The 22,717-nt window shown below is 44.6% G+C and carries 17 protein-coding genes; 5 read left to right on the forward strand and 12 right to left on the reverse strand.

The features are described 5' to 3' along the window. Positions 1 to 46: 46 nt before the first annotated feature. The 3 genes from BCT49_RS09100 to BCT49_RS09110 all read right to left on the reverse strand — a co-directional run bounded on the left by BCT49_RS09100 (position 47) and on the right by BCT49_RS09110 (position 3,188). Positions 47 to 457: a phosphate ABC transporter substrate-binding protein gene (locus BCT49_RS09100; RefSeq protein WP_102434966.1), complete on the reverse strand. Its 411-nt coding sequence runs from the start codon at positions 455 to 457 to the stop codon at positions 47 to 49. Between the two features lie 9 nt (positions 458 to 466). Beyond that, complete coding sequence (locus BCT49_RS09105; RefSeq protein ID WP_102434967.1) at positions 467 to 1,603, reverse strand: hypothetical protein; 1,137 nt, start codon at positions 1,601 to 1,603, stop codon at positions 467 to 469. Positions 1,604 to 1,721: 118 nt separating this feature from the next. Then, positions 1,722 to 3,188 (reverse strand): methyl-accepting chemotaxis protein, encoded by a 1,467-nt coding sequence (locus BCT49_RS09110; RefSeq protein WP_102435033.1) that lies wholly within the window; start codon positions 3,186 to 3,188, stop codon positions 1,722 to 1,724. A 619-nt stretch (positions 3,189 to 3,807) separates the two neighbouring features. Here BCT49_RS09110 and ggt point away from each other — a divergent pair. Next, a complete protein-coding gene (gene ggt / locus BCT49_RS09115; protein WP_102434968.1) occupies positions 3,808 to 5,538 on the forward strand; it encodes a gamma-glutamyltransferase in 1,731 nt (576 codons plus the stop codon). 185 nt (positions 5,539 to 5,723) lie between these two features. On the opposite strand, the gene BCT49_RS09120 is transcribed toward ggt, so the two are convergent. Next, the gene (locus BCT49_RS09120; protein ID WP_102434969.1) at positions 5,724 to 6,818 is read right to left on the reverse strand and encodes a tetratricopeptide repeat protein; all 1,095 of its coding nucleotides are present in this window, start codon (positions 6,816 to 6,818) and stop codon (positions 5,724 to 5,726) included. Positions 6,819 to 6,911: 93 nt separating this feature from the next. Next, the gene (locus BCT49_RS09125; RefSeq protein WP_102434970.1) at positions 6,912 to 8,243 is read right to left on the reverse strand and encodes an anaerobic sulfatase maturase; all 1,332 of its coding nucleotides are present in this window, start codon (positions 8,241 to 8,243) and stop codon (positions 6,912 to 6,914) included. 137 nt (positions 8,244 to 8,380) lie between these two features. Here BCT49_RS09125 and BCT49_RS09130 point away from each other — a divergent pair, with 137 nt between their 5' ends. Beyond that, positions 8,381 to 9,169, forward strand: a complete 789-nt coding sequence (locus tag BCT49_RS09130) for a formylglycine-generating enzyme family protein (protein ID WP_102434971.1) — start codon at positions 8,381 to 8,383, stop codon at positions 9,167 to 9,169. A 148-nt stretch (positions 9,170 to 9,317) separates the two neighbouring features. Then, entirely contained in the window at positions 9,318 to 11,000 is a 1,683-nt protein-coding gene (locus tag BCT49_RS09135) for an alkaline phosphatase family protein (RefSeq protein ID WP_102434972.1), read from the forward strand. Positions 11,001 to 11,123: 123 nt separating this feature from the next. On the opposite strand, the gene BCT49_RS09140 is transcribed toward BCT49_RS09135, so the two are convergent. Beyond that, positions 11,124 to 12,218 carry a substrate-binding domain-containing protein gene (locus BCT49_RS09140; protein ID WP_102434973.1) on the reverse strand — a complete coding sequence of 365 codons (1,095 nt, stop codon included), beginning with the start codon at positions 12,216 to 12,218 and terminating at the stop codon, positions 11,124 to 11,126. 81 nt (positions 12,219 to 12,299) lie between these two features. Between BCT49_RS09140 and BCT49_RS09145 the strand changes: the two genes are divergently transcribed. Next, positions 12,300 to 13,418 carry a substrate-binding domain-containing protein gene (locus tag BCT49_RS09145; RefSeq protein ID WP_102434974.1) on the forward strand — a complete coding sequence of 373 codons (1,119 nt, stop codon included), beginning with the start codon at positions 12,300 to 12,302 and terminating at the stop codon, positions 13,416 to 13,418. Beyond that, positions 13,415 to 15,889 (forward strand): EAL domain-containing protein, encoded by a 2,475-nt coding sequence (locus tag BCT49_RS09150; RefSeq protein ID WP_102434975.1) that lies wholly within the window; start codon positions 13,415 to 13,417, stop codon positions 15,887 to 15,889. Before BCT49_RS09145 ends, BCT49_RS09150 begins: the two co-directional genes overlap by 4 nt. A 150-nt stretch (positions 15,890 to 16,039) precedes the next feature. Here BCT49_RS09150 and BCT49_RS09155 read toward each other — a convergent pair whose 3' ends face one another. The 6 genes from BCT49_RS09155 to BCT49_RS09180 all read right to left on the reverse strand — a co-directional run bounded on the left by BCT49_RS09155 (position 16,040) and on the right by BCT49_RS09180 (position 22,712). Beyond that, positions 16,040 to 16,945, reverse strand: coding sequence for a LysR family transcriptional regulator (locus BCT49_RS09155; protein ID WP_102434976.1), 906 nt, complete (start codon positions 16,943 to 16,945; stop codon positions 16,040 to 16,042). Positions 16,946 to 17,023: 78 nt separating this feature from the next. After that, entirely contained in the window at positions 17,024 to 18,403 is a 1,380-nt protein-coding gene (locus BCT49_RS09160) for a BatD family protein (RefSeq protein ID WP_102434977.1), read from the reverse strand. After that, positions 18,400 to 20,124 (reverse strand): VWA domain-containing protein, encoded by a 1,725-nt coding sequence (locus tag BCT49_RS09165; RefSeq protein WP_102434978.1) that lies wholly within the window; start codon positions 20,122 to 20,124, stop codon positions 18,400 to 18,402. The genes BCT49_RS09160 and BCT49_RS09165 overlap by 4 nt, the downstream gene beginning before the upstream one ends. Beyond that, on the reverse strand, positions 20,117 to 21,196 hold the full coding sequence (locus tag BCT49_RS09170) for a vWA domain-containing protein (RefSeq protein ID WP_102434979.1): 1,080 nt from the start codon (positions 21,194 to 21,196) through the stop codon (positions 20,117 to 20,119). The genes BCT49_RS09165 and BCT49_RS09170 overlap by 8 nt, the downstream gene beginning before the upstream one ends. Further along, on the reverse strand, positions 21,189 to 21,749 hold the full coding sequence (locus tag BCT49_RS09175) for a DUF4381 domain-containing protein (protein ID WP_102434980.1): 561 nt from the start codon (positions 21,747 to 21,749) through the stop codon (positions 21,189 to 21,191). Before BCT49_RS09175 ends, BCT49_RS09170 begins: the two co-directional genes overlap by 8 nt. Continuing rightward, the gene (locus BCT49_RS09180) at positions 21,750 to 22,712 is read right to left on the reverse strand and encodes a DUF58 domain-containing protein (protein WP_102434981.1); all 963 of its coding nucleotides are present in this window, start codon (positions 22,710 to 22,712) and stop codon (positions 21,750 to 21,752) included. Positions 22,713 to 22,717: the final 5 nt, after the last annotated feature.

Genomic DNA, 22,717 nt, shown 5'->3' on the forward strand with positions numbered 1-22,717 from the left:
AGTCACTCTACCTTGGGCTTTTTTATGATGGACAAGTAACAGCCGATTAGTACTTAAATAAAACCTTCACGTCACCTGTGACTACTGCTTCATCGACATAACCAATAGCGTTGGTTTTAGAAGCAACCGTTGTAATGGCCTCGTTGTAGTCAGCTACCTGAATAGGTGCCTCAGCTTTACCTGTAAAGACGAGTCGTGACCAAGCTGATTGAAGCTGTGATTCACTGCGCCCTGTCGCTACCTCGTGAAAAGCTAGTCGCCCTTCAGAACCATCAGCCAATTCGACTATTTGTGCTTTCGTACCATTTGATAGCTTGCTCTTTTTACCCATAAAGAGTTTTTTAACATCAGATTTTGATAATGAATCAACACCTGCATTGTTACCAATAACGACCATTCCAGCAGAAGCATTAAATGAAAGAACCGCTATGGTTATTGCTGTCAGTAAACTTTTCATGTTGCCTCCTTAAAATACGAAATCAAGACGTGCTGAATAAACAATAGAACTGTCTTCAAGGTAGTTACCGGTCGCAACATATGGATTTGCAGTTGTTTCAACATTGCTTTGGAAACCGCCACTTGTGTCGCGGTAATCTACGTAGGTAACATCCGCTTTTAAAGACATGTTCTTAGCGAAATCCCAGCGGCTACCAACAGAGTAAGAAAGACGTTCATAATTCATTGACTCCTTCACAGCCGTGCTCATCATGTTCTCACGTTCTTCGTTATCTGTTGTTTCAACCCAACTTACAGAAATATAAGGCGTAAATTCAGTAATACGGTAACCAACCAAGCCAGATACCGATTGATAATCATAAAATTGACCTTCTAATTGAACGTCAGCGGCTTCTACATTAACCAGTAAGTCACCGTTGTCATATTGAGCACTAAAAGAGATAAACTGGCCATCTTGGCTATCTAAAATCGCACCTAGCTGACAGTACGGATCCTGAGAATTTTGGAAGTCACAAGATGGGTTAGATTCGGCAACAAAATATGAACCACGGAAGGTAAAGTCATCTACATTCCAGTTGGCGCTAATACCAAACAACTTATCCAGTTTAACTTCACCAACAATTGAGTCGTCTTCATCAATAGTACCAATACCGACCACAGGCTGAAGAAGAATGCTTGAATCTTCAAGCTCAATCGGAATCAATAAATCAGCGCCCGTATAGCCCTTTAAAACAATGTTTTCATACAATTCTTGAGAAGGTCTGATCATAGGGTATGCATAACCAAGATCAGTGTAGTCAGAGTAGAAAAACAGAGGTAGACGCAGCTTACCTGCACGGGCAGTAAATGAATCAAAATCATAAGAGGCGTAAGCCATTTCGATTTTTGGTTCATAGTCATAACGGCTGTTTGCAACAATTTGCGTCACGAACTTTGCTCGCTCGTTAACTTGGAAATCGAACTGCAAGCCCGCGAGTGTTTCTTGCTCCCAATCCAATTTTTCGTCCGTGTAGCCAGCATAACCGATTGCGTTATCTGACTTACCGATACCTACAGAACCAAATCCACTAATACGAAGGTTATCCATATTTGCAGCATTTGCTCCAAACGCCATGCTTACTAGGGCAGCAACCACTGTCTTTTTCATAACTAACTCCAATTTGTTATGTTGTTTCTTGTTTTTATGTAATTAACCCAAATTTTGGGCATACTCCCGCCCTCCTTGAGGCATAGCCAGAAAGAGAGAAGGAATAATTCGTGAGGGCTTAACTAACCTTAAAGTGGCCAGTTAATGTTGATATGTTACGAGTGACTTCCTGAATGTCATGAGCAACTGCGTCGACTTGTTGAACGCTGTTGCTTGTACCTTCTGCCATTTTTCTAATTTCTTCGACAAAAGTTTCTATACGAGTTGAAGTTTGTTCCTGCTCTTCAGTTGCAGCGGCAATACTTTCGTTTCGCTGACTGATTTCAGTGATCTCGGAAGTGATTTTTTGTAGCGAGTTTTCAGCAACCAGTGACTTTTCAACGCAGGTTTCAGCTTTCATCACGCTATCCGAAATGATCGTAGAGGCTGTTTTAGCTTGCTCTTGTAACTGCAAAAGTACAGATTGGATTTCTTGTGTCGACGTTTGTGTTCTTGATGCTAACGTTCTAACTTCATCAGCAACAACAGCAAAACCACGACCTTGCTCACCAGCACGTGCCGCTTCGATTGCAGCATTTAGTGCCAGTAGATTTGTTTGCTCAGCAATAGCGCTTATCGCCTCTAAGATAGATCCGGCACTTTGAGTCTTGTCATTCAACTGCTTAACCACTTGTGAAGCATTGCCTACATCTTGCGTCAGTTCTTGCACGGCTAAAATGGTACTTTTAACCTGCTGCTCTCCTAGTGTCGCCTGTTCACTGGCACTCGAAGCAGAAGTCGAAGCATCATTCGCGTTCGTTGCGATCTCTCTGGCAGCAACAAACAACTGATTTAATGAACTAGATACTTCTTCAATAGAAAGATGTTGTTTGGTCGAAAGTTCGTTAGTGACCTGACTAGAGCTCACTAAAGCGCTAGAAATAGTGTCCAATTGAGTGACGTTCTCGATTGTATGCGTCACGTTTTGTTGTAGATGAGAAACAAAACTATTGAATGATTCAACGAGTGGCTTTAGTTCGTCGTTTTTCTCGTGTTGTAAGCGAACCGTTAAATCACCATCCCCTTCCGCAATATCACGCATTTTATCACTGATGTTTGCTAAATCTTTCCGTATACCTTTTACAACAAACCATCCAAAGATACACATAGCAAGCATGGCTAATGCACCTGAAATACTCATGATCTGGTTAGCTGTTTTGTTATTCGATTCTAATTCTTGCACTGCGTTCTCAAACTCTGACTGACGAGCCGACGAAAACTCACTCATACCCGTAGTAAGCTCTTCTAAAATTGCAGTGCTTTGCTTCGCGAGACGACCCGCCTCACTAAGGCTAATCTCTTCGTCGATCATGTCTTGCGCGATACGATAAGCCAGATCGAAATATTGATTGGTTTGATTTTGCAAAAGTGCGGATGAACCCTGTAAAGATGGGTCCAATGAAATTTGAATATTGAAGTTGCTTTGGATCGCAGCAAGAGTTTGCTTATTCATCTCCAAAATCTCTTCATCACCGAGAGTCACTGCTAAATTAAAACGCTCTGCTAATTGAGAGATTAAAACACTATTCAACGAAGCAGAATTCATGACAGGATAAGTCACTTGATCAATTCGATTAACCTGCTTGGTATTGTTGGTTAATGTATCCCCTCCAACAAATAGAATACTAATAAACCCGACTAACGAAACTAAACATAACGCTAGAATTCTATTCTTGATCGATAGTGTAAACATAAGCTTTCCTTGCTAAACAGTATGACAAACTGCACTAATTATTCGAACAATAACAGATCTGACCAGTATATCAATCTGTCACACCAAAAATAGTGACAGAAATGTTAATATTATTTATAAACTGTTATCTAGGAAAAATAACCATATAAATCAACATGTATAAATAACCATTTTATTAAAAGCCCCTAGCCATCAAAATATCGGCCCTTTATTTAAAATATAGTTCTGCGGTTTTTTTCCTCATTTTTATTATTTAAGAGCAGACCTATCGTCACTATTAAATCGATATAAAGAAGCCAAAACCCTTCTTACATTCAACTTGGTAATAAATTAACGTCGCAGAGTGATCTACAATTTAATAGTTCTGTCAGAGCCGTCAGCATTGTGTCAAAAGGCTGCAAACTCACGAACTTCACCGCCCTTGCTCGGTCAATCTTAGAGCGAATAAACAGATACCTTAAACGGAGAACGCATGCGAATAGCTACTTTATCTTTAAGTTTGGTTTCAGCGGTCGGTTTCGCGGCTGAGCCAAATCCTTTTCCAATTACGCCAGATGAAAGTGGCGAAGAGTTTATGGTAAGTGCGACTAACCCATACGTAAGCAGTACTGGGTATTCGATACTCAAAAAAGGCGGTAACGCGGTCGATGCTATGGTCGCGATGCAGATGACCATGTCGGTCGTAGAACCGGATATGACAGGGATCGGCGGCGGCACTTTCGCGCTGTTTTATCAAAAAGACAAAGACCAATTTCTTGCACTCGATGGTCGTGATGAAGCGCCCTCAAGTGCGACTCCAGATATGTTCATAGAAGGTGGTAAGGCACTCAGTCGAAATGAGATTTTAGGGCCAAGATCTGTCGCAGTACCGGGTACCCTTCGTTTGCTCTATAGCGCACATCAAGAATACGGAAAACTGCCATGGTCTGAGTTAGTTCAACCGGCGATTGAGCTGGCTAGCAAAGGCTATGCGATGAACAGCTACACCTATGACATCGTGGTTCGTGAGCAAGAACGATTGATTGAAGACCCTGAAATCAAAGCACTCTATTGGGATAACGATGACATTAAACCAACAGGCACTTTGATGAAGAACCCAGAACTTGCCAACACACTGACCAATATTGCTCAGCAAGGTGACAAATACCTTTATGGTGGTAAGTTTGGTAAGCATATCGTTGAAACGGTCAACAACCGTATCGACTCAGACCACGCTAAGCTGTCTATCGAAGACTTTGAGCAGTACCACGTTAAACAGCGTGATGTCATTGAAAGCGACTATCGAGGCAATAAGATTGTGTCGTTTGGCTACCCTGCCTCTGGTGGCGTGATGGTTGCTCAAAGTCTTGAAATGCTAGAAGCCTATGATTTGGCAGACATGTCCAAAACCGATGTCGAACCTTGGCGATTAATGACGGAAGCAATGCGAATCGCAAAAGCCGACCGAATCGCTTATGCAGGTGATCCTGATTACGTTGAAGCCCCTGTGAATGCCTTGCTCGACAAATCCTACATCGATGAACGACGCAAACTGATCCCTGAAAGTGGCATTGCTCAAAACAACCCTAAAGCGGGGAAAATCACCGACACCGAATACGCACAGTATCAAGGCTTTGAAAGTCAGGATACTGGACACATTTCCATCATCGACAAAGACGGAAACGCGATTGCTATGACAAGTACCGTCGGCACAGGTATGGGTGCTGGAGTGATGGTCGACGGCGTGATTCTTAATGCGCAGATGGCAAACTTCTCAACCAAACCAACCATCAATGGTAAGCCGACGCAAAACGCCATAGAAGCAGGCAAACGTCCTCGCTCTGCGATTACGCCGTTAATGGTGATGGATAAAAAAGACGACTTGCGCTTAGTGGTCGGTTCTCCGGGTAGTTCGCAAATCCCAGGTTACGTGTTGAAAACCGTGGTGGGTGTTCTCGATTGGGATCTCTCCGCACAAGAAGCTATCGACCTCCCAAACATTCAGTACGGCACTAAGATTGACCGAACCAAACCTTATGACCCAACCGGTTTATTAGTCGAGAAGAAGACTTACGCTGAAATGTTGGTTCCTGAGTTCATGCAGCTCGGTTACCCAGTGCATGTCATTCCAGTGGTCAGCGGTTTGAACGCCATTGAAATCAAAGATGGCAAGATCCATGGCGCAACAGACAGACGTCGCGCATCCACCTCAATGGGCGAATGATTTAACTAAATGGGTGAGTCAATAAGCTCACCCACTTTAGACGCCTCCAACTTGCTTCTGATTCCAAACACATTCCAAACAGAACTCTATGACCCGTCTTGATATGGGTTGACACTAAATGAAAAGCCAGTCGAAGATTTCGACTGGCTTTTCATTAGCGACTTATCTATTCACTCATACAAATATTATGAGCTTGGCGCTACTCGCTTCTCTTTCAGCTGATCAATCACGTAACCCTGTGCCACTTTTGAAAGCTCTGCCAAGCATTCATCCGCTTTTTCATTACCGTAACGTACGTAGATGTCACACACTGCGTATAGTTGCTCTGGAGAGCCTGAAATTAGGTACGCTTTTTCAAAAGATTGGGTCGACTTGTCGATATCCAACTCTTCTTGTAATACCCCATTTAGGTACCAGTAGTAGCTGTTATCTTTCGCTAGCTTGGCTGCCACTTCAATCTCATTCGCCGCAGCGCTCTTGTCTTCAAGCCGAACCAGAGTCAAAGATTTAGAGTAATGCATTGCTGCATTGTCCGGCACGCTCTTCAAACCACGGTCTAACACTTCAACCGCTTGCTGGTCTTTATTCTGTGCACGGAAGTTATCGGCATAGCTCAACCAAACTTGTGGCTCTTTTGGATGCGTTTTAATCAGCTCTAGATAAACCGTTTCCGCCTTATCCCACTCATTGTGCCAACGAAGTACATCAGCAAACAATAGTTGGAATTTTTCAGATTCTTGCGTCTCCAAGAAGCTAATCAACTCTTTTACTGGTGGTTCAATTTGTGCTTTTTGTTGATCATCTAAAACATTAAAGTCACGAATCAGGTTTGACGTTGCCGTGTGACGAACCATGGTATCGCTGTCTTTTAGCAGTGGTGATACTAATGCCCAACGATGCTCTAGTTGGTAAGGTTCAGAGCCAATAACCGCCGCTTCACGGACTTCAGGGTTTTGATCTTTCAAGCCTCTAGCAACCGCCACCAGCGCATTTTGGCTTGGGTATGTCGCAAGCTCTTGCAGTGCACCAGTACGGTTCTCGACAGATTGATTCTGATCTTGTGCCATGTAAGACAACTGTTGAATGCGGGTTTGAGTGTCCGTCATTTCAAGCACTTGATTGATATTTTGTGCTGGCGCATCAACGGTTTCTTGAACGCTATTGGCTGCCATCGCAGACGTTGAAGTCAATGCGGACGTTGAAGTCAATGCGGACGTTGAAATAAATGCGGACGTTGAAATAAATAAAGCAACCGCAGTCGCTAAAGTCTTCTTGATCATAGTATTACCTTAAGCTGGAGAACTTAGCCTGTCCCTAGACTCATATCTGATTAAATTTTGTTAGGATCGATAACTCTGAACCTAGAACTTGACTTAAAACTTGGTCTCGAACGTAGCTTGTTGCGCCTGTTCTGCTCGACGAGCCATCATGACCGAATCACTGAATTTACCATGAGCAACTGGGTGCCCCATCGCTCGAGCGACGTAAGCCATCGACTTATCAACGTGAGAAAAGAACTTGTGCCAACCCGCACATAAGTAGTTCAGACCCGGCTCACCGGCACGAGTTTTGATAAAGCGGTTTTTAGGGCACTCGCCATGACAAGCAAACTTGTAGTCACATTGCTGACATTGACTGGTCAATGTGCGTGATTTAGCGAAACCAAATTTTTGTTGTGGCGCGCTGTACGCCAAGTCATCAAGTTTATCGTGGTGGATATTGCCAATTTTATATTCTGGGTAGACATAGTGGTCACACGAGAACACGTCACCGTTAGGCTCCATTGCTAGGCCTTTGCCACATATCTCGTTCAAAGTGCAAAGCGGGTTCGGGCGACCAATCCACGTTTCTAAGCTCGCTTCAAAATACTGAACGAACACTTTACCGATATCGTTCTTTGCCCACTCGTCAAACACAGCAATCAGGAAATTACCCCAAGCCAAATCCGACACACACCAAGATTCCATGATTGAATCTTTATGGCCAGGGATCAGACGCTTGTCACCTTGCTTAAGTTGCTCACTCACTTGAGACGTTTGTGGCGCAACCGTTCTAAAGGTTTTCTGTTCAACGATAGGAATAAACTGCATTTGTGGAGACTTCACCACATCACGTAGGAAACGATACACCTCTAATGCATTTTGGCTGGTGAGGTTATTTACGCAGGTTAGCGTTGCGAATTTGACTTGGTGTTTGTGCAGCAACTCTGCAGCAGCCATCACTTGTTTAAATGTGCCACGACCTGCTCTGTTGACACGATACGCGTTGTGCAGCATTTCAGGGCCATCAATACTCAAACCGATCAGGAAGTTATTCTTTGCTAAGAAGCGACCCCAATCATCATTCAGCAGTGTGCCGTTGGTTTGTAGATCGTTTGAAATCAAAACACCTTCAGGCTGATACTTTTTCTGTAGCTCAACCACACGTTCGAAATACGCTAAACCCAGCATGGTCGGTTCACCGCCCTGCCATGAGAAGATGATTTCAGGGGTATTTTGACCTTCGATGTATTGTCGGATGTAAGTCTCTAACGTCTCATCATCCATTCTTGGAGAACTGCCTTTCTTGTACTCCAACAAATCTTGCTTACTTAGGTAGTAACAATATTTACAGTCAATGTTACACGCTGCGCCAATCGGTTTAGCCATAACATGTAAGCGCTTAGACGCTTTACCGTTATATTGTGGACCTTGAGTAATGTGCATGATTTACCTACCTATCTTATTATCTTGTTCCCATCATAATTCCTAATAAAGTCAGTGGCATGTTATACCCTTTATAACCAATAGGAATGACCTTAAACGTTAGAATCACAGCCTATTTCGAACATTTGAGGCACGTGATGAAATTTTTCAATTACAAACATTTAGCAGCAGTTAGCGGCGTCACCATGACTATTTTCCTGAGCGGCTGTGCAAGCGTGCCTACACACCCTATCGCCCAACAAATCGACCAAGAGATGGTTTTGGTTGAAGGCGGTACATTCACCATGGGTTCAAACCTCCCTGAAGCGAGCAAAGCAGAACGACCTGCGCGAGATATAACTGTAGATAGTTTCTACATCGCGAAGTTTGAGGTGACTCAAGAATTGTTCGAATCGGTGATGGGCTCATCTCTCAGTTATTTCCAAAACCCGCAAGTTCCGGTCAATAACCTAAGCTGGCAACAAGCGAACTATTTCGTTGAACAGTTGAATGAATTAACGGGCGAAGAATACCGCCTGCCGACTGAAGCTGAATGGGAATTTGCAGCGAAGGGTGGCAACAAAAGCAAAGGCTATACTTACAGTGGTTCCAACAACTTAGATGATGTTGCGTGGTACTCAGCAAATTCAAAAAATAGCGCGCATCCTGTCGGGCTAAAGAAGCCAAATGAACTAGGCTTATATGACATGACAGGAAACGTTGGTGAGTTCGTCATTGATGCCTTCGATGACACCTTCTACAGATTCGGACCAACAGACAATCCAAACAATGCTAAACACAGTGACGTTGGTTTATCACACAAATCAGTGCGCGGTGGCAGCTTTGCTTATGACGAAGATGAATCTGAAAGTTACCGTCGTGATTTCGCAAGCCAATCGATCACGATGTCGGACATGGGTCTGCGCTTAGTTAAAGATGCGGACTAGTTAAAGATGTAGACCAAAGCCACTAAGTGGTCATCGATGATTAATACTAAACACATGATTGCGCCATCCAAACATTAGAAATCTGACCAAACGTTAGAACACTGATCAAGTATTAGAATTCTGCGGCCACACTGAATAAGGACACTCTATGCAATACACCAAGCTTTCAGGACTTACACTCGCGTTACTCTGCGCCTTTCCTGCATCAGCAGCAGAGAAGCCAGATCTAGTCCTTCAAATCACGGTAGATGGCCTGCGTGCAGACCTTATCGAGCGTTATAAGCACAACTTCGGTGAAGGTGGTTTTCGGTACTTAATGGATAACGGTACCTACTATACCAATGCGAACTACCAGCACGGCAACACAGAAACCATTGTCGGTCATGTGTCGCTCGCAACGGGCGCTCCACCGAGTGTTCACGGTATGGTAGGTAATGTTTGGTATGACCGCAGTGAAGAACGTTTGGTGTATAACGTAGAAGACGGCAACTACAAAATGCTGACTTCAGGCGCGGGGGTCGACAAAGCAACCGAGATCGATCCAACGCAAAAAACAGCACAAGGTGATGGTCGCTCTCCAGAGCCAATACTGGCCACCACCTTTGGTGACGAACTGATGATTTCCAATAGTGGAAAATCTAAAGTCTTCGGTGTTTCGGTAAAAGACCGCGGCGCGATCTCCCTTGCAGGACACAGTGGCAAAGCGTTCTGGTTCTCGAAGGCACAGTCTGAATTTGTCACCAGTAACTATTACTACGACGAATACCCGGCTTGGGTATCTCGTTGGAATGAAAAAGAAATTGCTGCTCAATACTCTAAACAGAGATGGGAACTGTCGTTACCGCGTGACCAGTACACCCTGCAAGAGCACAACATGGACCACAAGGTTAAGCTCGGTGATTTCCAACGCACCTTCCCTCACCCATACGGCCCTGCGAGCTACAAGTACTACAGCACAACATTAACCGTAAGCCCGGCTGGCGATGAAATCACAGAAAACTTTGCAAGCACGTTGTTGATGCAAGAGAAGCTTGGACAAGGTGACGCAACGGATTACCTGTCGGTTAGTTTCTCATCGAATGACTATGTGATTCACCTTTATGGCCCTGAAAGTCTTGAAACCGAAGACAACCTAATTCGACTCGACAAAACGATCGCTAAACTTCTTAAGACCGTGGATAACCACATTGGGCTAGAGAATACGTTAATTGTACTGTCTGCCGACCACGGTGTTCCTGAATCTTCACCTGCGGCAAATGCTTTAGGTTTCAGTCAAGCTCAGTACTTCGACAAAGATGCGCTGCTATCGAGCGGTGTAGAGAAACGACTGAAAGATGATTTTGGCTTAACCAAAGACGCAATTCGCTTGTATGCGCAGCCTTACATCTATCTAAATCACGATTTGATCGCTGAAAAGAAACTGAATCTCGCGAAGGTCCAAGAAGCGATTGCGGATGAGATAGCAAAAGTGAAAGGCGTTGCGTTTGCCGTATCAAGCAGTGATATCGCAGCAAACCGAGTACCTGATACTCACGTGATGCAGCTCATCAAGAACAACTACCACCCTGCTCGTTCTGGCGATGTGTATGTGGTATTTGCTCCACGTAGCTACATTAACGACATGGAAGGCCTTCAAATTGCCTCGACTCATGGTTCACCTTGGAAATACGACACGCATGTGCCAGTTATCTTCGCGGGCTATGATGTAGATGCTAAAAAGGTTTCTCGTCCAATCACGCCGTACGACATTGCACCAACGCTTTCCAACAAACTGGGTATCACTCAACCAAGTGGGTCTATTGGTCAGGTGTTAGAAGAGATTACTGACTAATCACAGCTACTCAGGTTGTGAACCAAACATGCTCATAGAGTCTCAACCATAAAAAGAGCCGCTTATTCTGATTAAACTGAATAAGCGGCTCTTTTGTGTAATGCTAGATAGATTAAAGCGTGCTTAGTTTTTACCCGAGTAACGAAACGCTTCTCTGGTTAACTGATTCAATTCCTCATCCGTCATTTTGTTGTGCACAACATTAATGCGCCCCAAATAAACCAACGGAACTTCCGCTTCTCTCTCTTCCAAATGAAACTTGATGGCTTCAGCCGTTGCCACACCAAGATCATCGCTCATTCGCATGGGTGTCGCATCCAATTCGTCTGAACGAATCTTTTCTATCTCTTTTGCTGTTCCGCCCCACCCCGTGACATAGATTTGCGATAGCATACCGGCTTTACCTAATGCATCTACAGCGCCCATGGTCATCGCTGTATTGGCATTATGAATCATGGTCACTTCAGGGAAATTACCGAGCACCAAACGAATCCCATCAGCCCCACCAATTTTTTGATACTGCCCAAAGTGCTCATACACGGTTAGCCAGTCACCTTTTTCCTCTACGCAATCAATGAAACCTTGCGAGCGTTGAGTATCAGTGATGCCCGGAATCCCTCTATTTGCAGAAAACTCCACCTCATCACCTAACTCTTCCAACACATGGTGACACAGCACTTTCGCGCCCATCGCACTTGAGAAATCGAACCAACTGTCTGGTTGGTGTTTCCATTGTTCATTCGGTGTGTGAAAAGCCCAAATAAAGGTTTTGAACTCTGTTGAAGCAGACAGTTTTTGAATATTTTCGGCTTGCATTCCAAGTTCAGAAGGGCCAAAAATCACGAAGTCATAGGGCGTATCTGAGCTCAAAACTTGATCGGTATATTGGGTCTGTAATGAGTGTTCAATTTGTCTCGAAGTAAACTCTCTGATCTCGAATGGCAACTCCAACGCAATCAATCTTTTCTTCAATGCAGTGTAATTTCTTATCCAAAAGTCAGAAATATCTGCACTTGGGTAAATTAGTGCAATTCTCACTGGGTTTTCAAGAGAGCTAGCTTCCAAGACGATTGGCTCGCCACTTACAGTCTCTTGAAATTTATCCAGTTTTATCAAATCGGCGTCAGACCTTATGCCATCAGCGCTCACGTACCAAGGAAGCGTAAAACAAGCGGTTAGCAGGGTTGGTAAAATGTTTTTATAAATCTGACCCATCATAACTGTTACCAAATGTTTGAATGTTTATTAACAATATTATAAATATATACCGACAATGATTTAAAGCACTTTATAGAATTCATGAATAAGATAATTAATTTTGCGAGTTTGTTGCTTGCTACCACCTGCTACTCAAACAGTTTTGCAGGTAATCCAGAAGACGATTTCTTCCTATACGCTGAAGAAAAAGTAATGAGAGCGGTGTCCAGTCAACGAACTTGGGGAGGGCCAACACAAGGGCCTGCTGTGCGTCATGAAAAGAGTGTTATCTTCGTCGCGTCTGACCTACGTAATGGTGGCGTGTATGGCGTAGGGAAAGGCATATCTGAAGCCATTTCTCACATCAACTGGCATCTAAGGTTCATCGATGGTTTGGGCTCAGAAGTGCGCCAAGGTGCGGCGATCAGAAAAGCGATCGGCTTTGAGCCCGATGCCATTGTTCTCGGTGGGATTGATGCCGTCCGACACAAAGACATATTAAAACAAGCCGAAAGTCTCGGGATTGTTGTCATTGGGTGGCATGTGACTGAATTGGCGGGTGGAAACCCAGATATTGGCTTGTACACCAATATCACCACCGACCCTCTCGATGTGGCCGAAATAGCGGCCCTACTCGCGATCGTTAACTCAAATGGTCGAGCCAAAACCGTGGTGTTCACCGACCCTAATTATGAAATAGCGATGATCAAAGCCAACGCTATGGTCAACACGATTAAACGTTGTAAAACATGTCAGGTTCTAGAACTGAACTACCTACCATTAGAAAAAATCGCCGAGCAGATGCCCGCGACATTAAAAACGCTAGAGAAGAAATACGACGAAAAAATCACGCACATGCTAGCAATCAACGATCTATACATTGATTACGCTATCCCTTCTCTCGAGTCCAATCTCGAAGAGTACAGACTGATTCCACAAAACATTTCCGCTGGCGACGGAAGCAAAGCCGCATACAAAAGAATTAATAGTGGTCAGTTCCAACTGGCAACCGTCCCAGAGCCCCTGTATTTACAAGGCTGGCAAATTGTCGACGAACTTAATCGAGCCTTTAACAATATGCCACCGAGTGGCTACTCTGCACCTGTTCATCTAGTCACGCCAGATAATGTCGAAGAGCTCATAAGCCAAGAAGACAAAGGTATTTACGACCCTAAAAACGGCTACCGTGAAGCGTATCTGAGAATTTGGAAGCCACAATGAAATTACGTCAGATAAACATCACCCAACGACTCATTATTTCGAACCTTTTATCGTTATTGATCGTGAGCCTCGCCGTCATTATGGTGATTAGGTCGCTCTATTACGTAGAATCAACACTCAAAACCGAAACCTCTACACACGTTTCAGAGTTGATAGTGAACTCCGAGATCAGCCGTCGAGTGTTCACTTTAACGTCTAGAGTGAAGTTACTCGAACAGACCTTTTTATTCAGTGAAACCACACTGTCGGAAGAGGCATTTAACGTGGATCTCCAGCTCCAACGACTGAGAGATTTGTCGACCAATGAAGGATTTTCGCAAAAAATTGATGCCTTTATTAACAACTTTCACCGATTCTTAGGCAGCTCTCTGGCACTGAACAGAATCTTTAAACAGACCAATAAAATTGATGCGACCTTGGCCGAACAACTCAACCAACTCGAATTTGCTATCGCCGACAGTAAACTTAGACACCTAGATAAACCTGACTTCATTCGTTATAACAACGAGTTAGATCTCATCAACATGTTGCGTGAGTCTTTTCTTACCTCGGGGAAAATGGTCGGTGATATTCACAGCCGTATCACCCCAGAAACCGAAAAAGTGCTGCTTATTGAAGTAGAAAAAGAACTCGATATTTTCTTACTTCACCTAGAAAACGTTGATATTGAAACTGCCGCTGTCATCGCAGAGAAAAAACGCATCAACCGCACGGTTAAACGATACAACGCCGCCCTAAAACGCATTAGAGCCAACTTAGAGCAACGTTGGTTAGTAATGGCGTCACTCTTAGAAGCACAAAGCGACTTGTTGGAAATGGTAGAAAACACCGAGTCACGCGTTCAAATTCAAGCCTTAGAACTAACCGATCAACTTGAAAAAGAGATCGGTTTATCAAGGTTGAACGCCATTGTTATGAGCTTTTTCGCTATTGTATTGTCGATGCTGTTAGTTAACCACGTGGTTAGACACCACATCAGACAACCCCTCAACGCACTAAGGCATGGTTTCGATCGTTTAGAGTCCGGTAGCCTCAAACACCCAATCAACTTAGGCAGAAATGACGAGTGGTCCCACTTAGAAAAAGCCTATAACAACATGGCATCAAGGTTGTCTGAAGCCTATTTGGATCTCACAGAGGAGAAGAAGAACTTCGACTTCCTCGCCCACCACGATCCGTTGACCAACTTAGCAAATCGACTATTAGCAACCAAACAATTAGACAAAGAAATTGAACGTTCGAGTGAGAACAACGTACCTTTCTTATTGTTTTATCTCGATATTGACGAATTTAAGACCATCAATGACTCGTTAGGCCACGCACCAGGCGACAACCTATTGGTCAATGTCTCTGACATCCTAAGTAACCTGGTCGGAGACAAAGGCTTTGTTGCTCGAATGGGTGGAGATGAGTTTTTGGTTATGTACTCGAACGTTGGTTTAGATGAGGGCGAACCAATCGCCGACCGCTTAAACCAAGCATTGAGAAAACCTTATTACATTGATGACAACTCTATCTTTGTGTCAGCCAGTATCGGCGTATGTGAATATCCAACTCACGGTTTGGATCGTGAAACCTTAATTCGAAACGCAGATACTGCCATGTATCACGCCAAACGCAATGGAAGAGACCAGTACAGAGTTTATGCTGACGAAATGACCCATGCGGTCAATGACTTAATCGAAACCAATATGGGACTTCATCAAGCCATCGCCAATGACGAACTGGAAGTCTACTTCCAACCTAAGGTAGATTTGAACTCCCAAGACATCATTGGAGCCGAAGCTTTGATTCGATGGAGACATCCCAAGCTAGGGCTACTGCCACCGGTTGATTTTCTTGAAGTCGCCGAGAGGAGTGACTTGATCATCGACATTGATAAGTGGGTATTTAAGAAAGTCGCGAATTTAATCACCGAGTGGCAACGCTCAGGCTTAGATCTTCAGGGGGTGATTTTCTCCATCAACTTCTCAGCAAGAATGTTCTACATGACCGACCTTGCTGAGCAGCTGCAAGTGATACTCGACGAAACCGATTGTCAGCCGCATCAACTGCTACTGGAAATCACGGAAAGAGACATGATGCGAGACTTTGAAACCTGTTCAAGAACCATAGAGGTACTTCATTCGAAGGGGTATAAGATTGCGATTGATGATTTTGGTACGGGCTATTCTTCGTTGTCAGTGTTGAAAAATCTATCTGCTGATTGCGTTAAGTTAGACCGAAGCTTTATTGAAGACATTAACTCGTCAAAGGTCGATTACGAGATCACTTGCGCGGTACTCAAACTCGCGCAAATATTGGATTTCTCAGTGATAGCTGAAGGTTTGGAAACCCAAAACCACGTTGAAACGCTACGCCAGATCGGTTGTAAATACGCTCAAGGCTATTTCTTTGCGCGACCTTTACCGGTTAACGATTGGGTATCTTACTTCCAGCTCAACTCAGAACAGAGGCAAAAAGAGGCATAACAGCTGTTAGCTGCATAACAGGTCTTAGCGGCATAAATGACTGCATTGGGTAAGAAGCCTTGCCGAAAAACCGCTGCCTCAACTCTGGGGTATTGGCTTTCTTTCCATTTAGAATCGCGCAAATGCTGCCAATAGCTGTGTCCTCTTAGGCTAACTGGATGTGTCCTTTGCTGCCGCTTTAATTTTAGCGCGCAGCCATTTATGGCTTGGCTCGTTAGTACGACTTGGATGCCAAATCATACACATATCGAGGTCTTCCAGTTCGAATGGTAATGGCAGTGTTTTTACATCGTACTTTTCAGCAAAACAACGTACCGATGAAACAGGTAACACGCCGATGTAATCAGAGCCGTCAATAACAGGTAGCATCTCAACAACACCCGCAGCGCGATAGACTATTCTACGTTTCTCTAGGTCACTGTAGTGTTCAGAGCTCAATAAGCTTTTACGTGCATGCCAACGAGAAACAACCACATGCTCAAGTGATAGGAACTGTTCCATATCGATAGTATCGCCAACCGTAGGATGGTCTTTGCGACACACCACCACTAACTCTTCTCTAGAAATCACCTCATGCTTAAGCATGGTTCTTCCTTTTGGCGTCATATCGACAATAACATCGTGTCTTTGGAGCCTTAAATCAGACTCATAATCTTCCGTAAATAGAGGGTGAACCTCTAGTGCGATACCCGGTGCAACTTGGCTGATTAACTGCATAACTCTTGGCATCATTTCGTAGCTCGCCGCAGAGACGCAGGCAATTGAAAACACGCGGCCTGAAGTTTTAGGGTCGAAATCTCTTGATGCGGATAAGGTAGAAGTAAAGTTTTTAAGCGCAGCGGCCATTGCAGGGTAAATATCAATAGCGAATGTGGTTGGCTCTACGCCAGATGTGGTTCGGTGAAACAGTGGCTCGTCATAGATATCTCGCAACCTTGCAAGCGCTTTGCTCACAGCTGGTTGGCTTATATCCATACGATTAGCAGCTCTTGATAAGTTCTGCTCTTCATAAATTGCGACAAATATAGGAATTAAATTGAGTTCGGTACTTTTCATACAGTTCCATATTAAAGAGGCAGGTTCCCTATAGTAGAGAACCTGCCGATTTTGTTCGATGCGAATAACTAAAGTTTGCTACTTAGTTCTATCTTTTAAGTCTGGCAAGGCTTTAGGAATTTTCAAGCGTTCAAAAATCGAACGAGAATTGCTTGAGTTTGATTTGTCACTGGGTAAGTTACGTAACCCTCTCCACAAACGAGTAAATAGGCTTTTATCTTCATGCCCTTGTTGGAGGGATTTACTGTCTTCTATCCAACGTTTCTCTCCATTCAATTTACCAAGTTGCGCTTTACCCAGTTCTAGCTGAGTAGTCTGAGTTCGCAACTCACGATAGATAAAGGTTCTCAATGCAGACCAGTTACCTTGCTTAAGCAAACGACGGAATACCAACCAACTCGGTGTTGGTCGGTTCTTGTAATAGCGCTTCAAAGAAACAAGCAACGCAACACACAACACTAATACTAAGCCAACGCTGATAAAGACCGACATATAGGCTTTGATAAAGGATTTAAGTGTGTGCTTTGCTTCGAACACCTCACCTTTTATGACAACACTTTCAAGACGTTGATTTTTGCTGTCCCACCATTGGAATGAAAATTCTGGCAAGGTGAATTCACCACCTTGCTGAATCACATAAACCGTCTCTTCAACTCGGCTAGAACGGTAATCACCACGTTCTTGTGTATCATCCAAACGATTAGGTTGTGGGTAAGCTTGATATTGCTGAGTCGATTCATTGGTCAACACATTGGGCAGTAATACCGACAAGCTGTCTTTCGCTTTGATCGTCACTGTTCGTGTAACCGCATCACCCACTTTTAAGTCTTCGCTTGAACGCTGCCATTGCTGTTCAACATCCACGTCTGTCGCAGAAAACCAAGGCGACTCGTCGCTTAATAGACCAGAAGGCAGTGAGGCTTCAAACTTAATCGGCTGCGTGTAAAGCGTGCCGCCAACGTTTGATCCATTAGGAGCGGAGACTTGAACACGAACAGGTACCGTCGGAATCACAAACTCGCCCGATGTCATCGGATAAAGCGTCACTTCCCAACGTTGGCGCGACCATGTAGTACCATCCACTCGTTCAGTGTAGTTCGTCGCCAGTTGGTTACGCTGCTTAGCAATGACATTAGGGATTTCGATACTGCCAATTCTAGTACCACCAGTTAGCCAACGCGGAGTCGCCACTTCAATGGTCAGAATCACCTGCTCATTAACGCTGACTTTGGCTGGTGTTATTTTATCTCCTGACTTTGGCTTTTCTCCAACCCAAGCGATCAGCTCTACATCACCACTCTTCTGTAGATCATAGATATCAGCCGCAGAAGCAAGAGTAGGTAAAACAGTGCTAAACAACAGAACCATCGACACAAGCAAGGTCTTCGTTAGTTTAAAGGACTCTGAGCGCCCTACTTTTACTTGAACCGCTGCAAGAGCTAAATCAACTCGACTCATTGTGTTTGCTCCTGTTTTGGTGCCTGTTCTTGTATTGACGACGGTTCGAGCGAAGGCGCAGGATCTCTTAACTGAATCTGAAATTTCGACTTTAAGAAAAACTTAGGATCCGCTTCTACTCGCTTCAACCACTTGTCGGCAAGCTCTTGGCTACCCAAAATCTCATTGGCGTTAAGTGTTTCCTTAAGCATTAATTCCGCTACCGTTTCTTCTTCTGCACCATCACCCGTGCGCGGTTGGTCGTCCTCCAGCTCTAAAGATTCCTCAGGACCATCGGTGGTGCCTGATTGGCTTTCACTGGTGCGATTGACCTCTTCGACAATGCCACTCAGAACCGCTAAGTTATTTTCTATATCGGCTTTCAGTTCTGGAGATAAATCGGGCTTCTCACTTAGTGATTTCAGTAGATCGCGAGCAGCAAGGTACTCACGCTGTCGAGCTAATGCACTGGCTGCGTTATACAAACCATAATCGGTTTTGGTTTGTAAAAAGGCACTGTGAGCTAACTTAAAATCACGAGCATAGTAATAAGCTGCGCCCTTTCGCATTGGATCCTTAAAATGCTTGGCGGCTTCAAGGTATTCCTTTTGATTCAATAAACGTTGCCCTTGTTGATCAGGCGTTAGCCATAAATCCCACCACCATTGGGCTGTTTTATCCCAAACCGTTAGGGACTCTTCAACCACGGGCTTATCGGCGGTTAAACTGACCGTTTTCGCCAAAATGTTCGGAGAATACACGCTGCCTGTAATCAAAATGCCAACCACACACCACTGAACCAACCAGCCTTTTCTAAACCATAACAACATGATGATCGCCATTGGAATAAGCAGACCGTACCCCATGTCTTTCCAAGGCATTGAGGACTCACCATTTAGTTGCATGTTTCTTTCAACCGCTTTGTTGAGTTGTTGGATATCGGAATTATCAACGGTCACTTCGATCAGTCGTCCACCCGTCTTGCTCGCTAAGCTACGCAATGAATCGAGATCGACTGGATTGTCGCTCACCACATTGCTATTTCCTGCCGCCAGAATGAGCAGTTGATACGGGTTGTCGTTAAAGAAGCTTTCGAACGCTCTGATGGTACTTGGGTTAACACCGTCTGAAACCAACAACACTGACGAACCTAACTCACCCGACAATTGTTGATTGATGAGTGGCAATGCCTCTTCGGCTGATTTACCGGATACAGGCATGATGTCAGGGGTGATAGCCGCCAGAAACGGTTCAAATACCTTGCTGTCTTGAGTCACTGGCATCGCGACATGCGCGCTACCTGCATACACAACCAAACCTGTGTTGCCGCCTTTGCGTGCTGCGAGTAAATCTCTAATTTTCTGTTTAGAGCGTTCCAAACGACTTGGTGGTAAGTCTTTAGCCAACATGGAGTCACTGTTATCGAGCACCACTAACATTGAGGCTTTGTCTTCACCAAAAGGCGAAGCTTCACGCTGCCATGTCGGGCCTGAACAGATAATGATGGCGATGGTCACAATAACCATCAGTAACTTCAGTGGTAATTGCTTGCGCCAACCGGTTTCCCCAATGGTCAATGCATCGCGTAAATGTGCAGGAAGAATGTCTTTCCAAGTTGGCTTAGTCTCTTCTCTCCAACGAACCCATAACAGGAAGAACATCGGAATAAAGGCCAACAACCACAATGGTCGGATAAAGTGAAACTGGGTAAAAAACTGTTGCAACATGAGAGAATCAGGCATTGTTCTCTCCTTTCAAATTTTTCTTTGAAGAAACCAAAAGCGATCTTCTACGGATTGTCGCCAAGCTAAACGCAGTCAAATACATCACAACGACAATCGCCATCACGTAATGGTGTAACCCCTGTTTAGGACGATAAGTCGTACTCTCATACAGCTGAGGCTCTAGCTCACCGATTTGAGCGTAGGCTTTAGTCAGTTCATCGCGATTGAGTGCTTCAAAGGCTTCACCACCAGACTCTTGCGCCACCCGCTTGATGGTTTCCATATCCAAAGCTACTTCTCCCACGGTTTGCGGGTCACCCATGGCGATAACGTGAATACGAACGCCTTTCGCCTTGGCTACTTTGGCGGCATCGATAGGTTCGACAAAGCTGCCAGTGTCATTACCATCGGTTAGCACAATCACAACTTTCTCTTTCTCGTTCGCATCAATACTTGAATCTTGAACTGCTGCACTCTGCTTCTCACTCTGTTCAAACACCTTGATCGCAAGGCCAATGGCATCGCCTAAGTGCGTGCTTTGCCCTGCCATCGCCACATCGGTTTGGTTAAGTAGTTCAAGCCATACCTCTTGGTCGGCGGTAAATGGCGTCTGCACAAACGCAGCGTCACCAAACAGGATCAAACCAAGTCGATCGCCTTTTCGAGTTTTAGCGAAGTCGGCTAACACTTCTTTGGTTGCATCTAAACGAGAGATCTTATCGCCTTGTTGAGAAGTAAAATCTTGTTCAGCCATTGAACCAGACAAATCAACAACCACCATCACATCACGACCTAATTGTTCACGAACTTGTGGCTCACCTAAGATGGTTGGTTTCGCTAACGCACAAACCACGAGTACCCAAGTGATAATCAGCGTGGTGCGTTGCCACCAGCTTGGTGTTAATTGGCTTGCACCTTCGGATGGCGCCTCACCAATCGCTTCAACCAACTCACTAAAAAACGGCACTTTGATAGCCATTTGCTTGGTGCGATAAGCAGGTACGGCGAAGTAAACGAGTAAAGGCAAAGGCAGTGCGATAAACCACATTGGGTGCGCGAATTCAAAACTGGCAGATAAACTATCAAACATTATCTTGCCCCTCTGGTTTCGCTTGTACCTCTGGTTTTGTTTGTACATCGGGTTTATGAAGTTTTAGCCACATCATCGCGGTTTGAATCACCTCTAAACGCTGTTCAAAAGTCAAACGCACCTTAGGGTCAATTAAGCTTTGCATCCATAACCCCGATACTTCATCGGCAAAGAAAGCATTGCTGTTTGCACTCGTGCCAGCGCTAACAGGCAAATAAGCATTTAAACGGTTTACATAAGATTGGCCAAACAACTTTGCATTGCTGCTGTCTAGATAACGAAGCACCACTTTGAGCACCTTGAAGGTGAGTTCGGTTGAATTTTTGTCTCGCGCATCCAATAGCACGAGCTCTTTAAGTGCTTCTTTGCGATAACGATTATTCCACCATCTTAACGCCAAGCGATAAGTCAGATAGAAAGCAACCAATAGCAAGACCACACCGGGAATCTTCCAGCCGATCGTTTGGGGAACCCAGCTCACGCTGTCGGGAATCGTGACATCATGCAGTTCACGAAGGATATAAGTGCTAGGAGGCGTATGTTCAACGGCCATTTAGCGCCCTCCTACTAGTTTCTGAAGCTGTGAAATATGATTACCAGAGGTGTCTAACTCAATGTATGGGAGGTTTTTCATCGCCATTAATTTAGCAAGAGATTGTTTTTGGAGCGCCGCTTTTTGAGCCAGGCTCTCGCTCGCAAGATTAACCTTAGATTGGCTATCGAGATTGAGCTGAAAACGACCATCACCCACCACCCAATTTGCGCTTGCAAGATCTTGAGGCAGTGATTGTTCTAATGGATCGGTCACCATAATAGCTAGGATGTCATTGTGTTGTTGAAGCTGCTTGAGTCGGTCAAGGTGTTGTTCTTGGCAGTCACGCCAGTCACTAATAAAAATTAAGGTCGACTGCTTGAGTCTCATTCGTTTTATCAGTTCAATCCACTGGCTAAACCCAATTCCCTCGCTGTCACTGACACTCACGTCTAAGCTTTGATTAGCCTTGGTAAGATGCTTTAACTGAGCCAGTAAATCAGACTGTGAACGCTGCGCTTTGGTATGAAAGAGTTTTTGATGTGACGCTAAAACGAAGCCGACACGGTCACCATCTTTCAGCACTCGCCATCCACATAACGCAGCGACTTCCGCCGCCACAACGGATTTCATGGTGTTTTGAGAAGCAAAGAACATCGAGCTGCGCTGATCGACACAGATAATCACATTACGGTCTTTCTCTTCGGTATAGCTGCGAACATGAGGCTTACCCGTTCGCATCGTAACTTTCCAATCGAGATTACGGATATCATCACCCAATTGGTAATGACGTAATTCCTCGAAGTTTAAACCACGGCCGCGGAACAGAGAATTATGCCGACCCGACAGTACACTGCCCGCCTTAAGATGAGGCAACAAAGAAAACGACTCAGCTTGAGCCTGTATTCGCACTAACCTTGAGTAATCACAGTATAATCGTGGATCAAGGCCTTGCGGTTTGGGAGCTTGTGTTGGCTTCGCCATGACGC

The organism is Vibrio lentus, assembly GCF_002875945.1.
Taxonomy (GTDB): Bacteria; Pseudomonadota; Gammaproteobacteria; order Enterobacterales; family Vibrionaceae; genus Vibrio; species Vibrio apostichopi.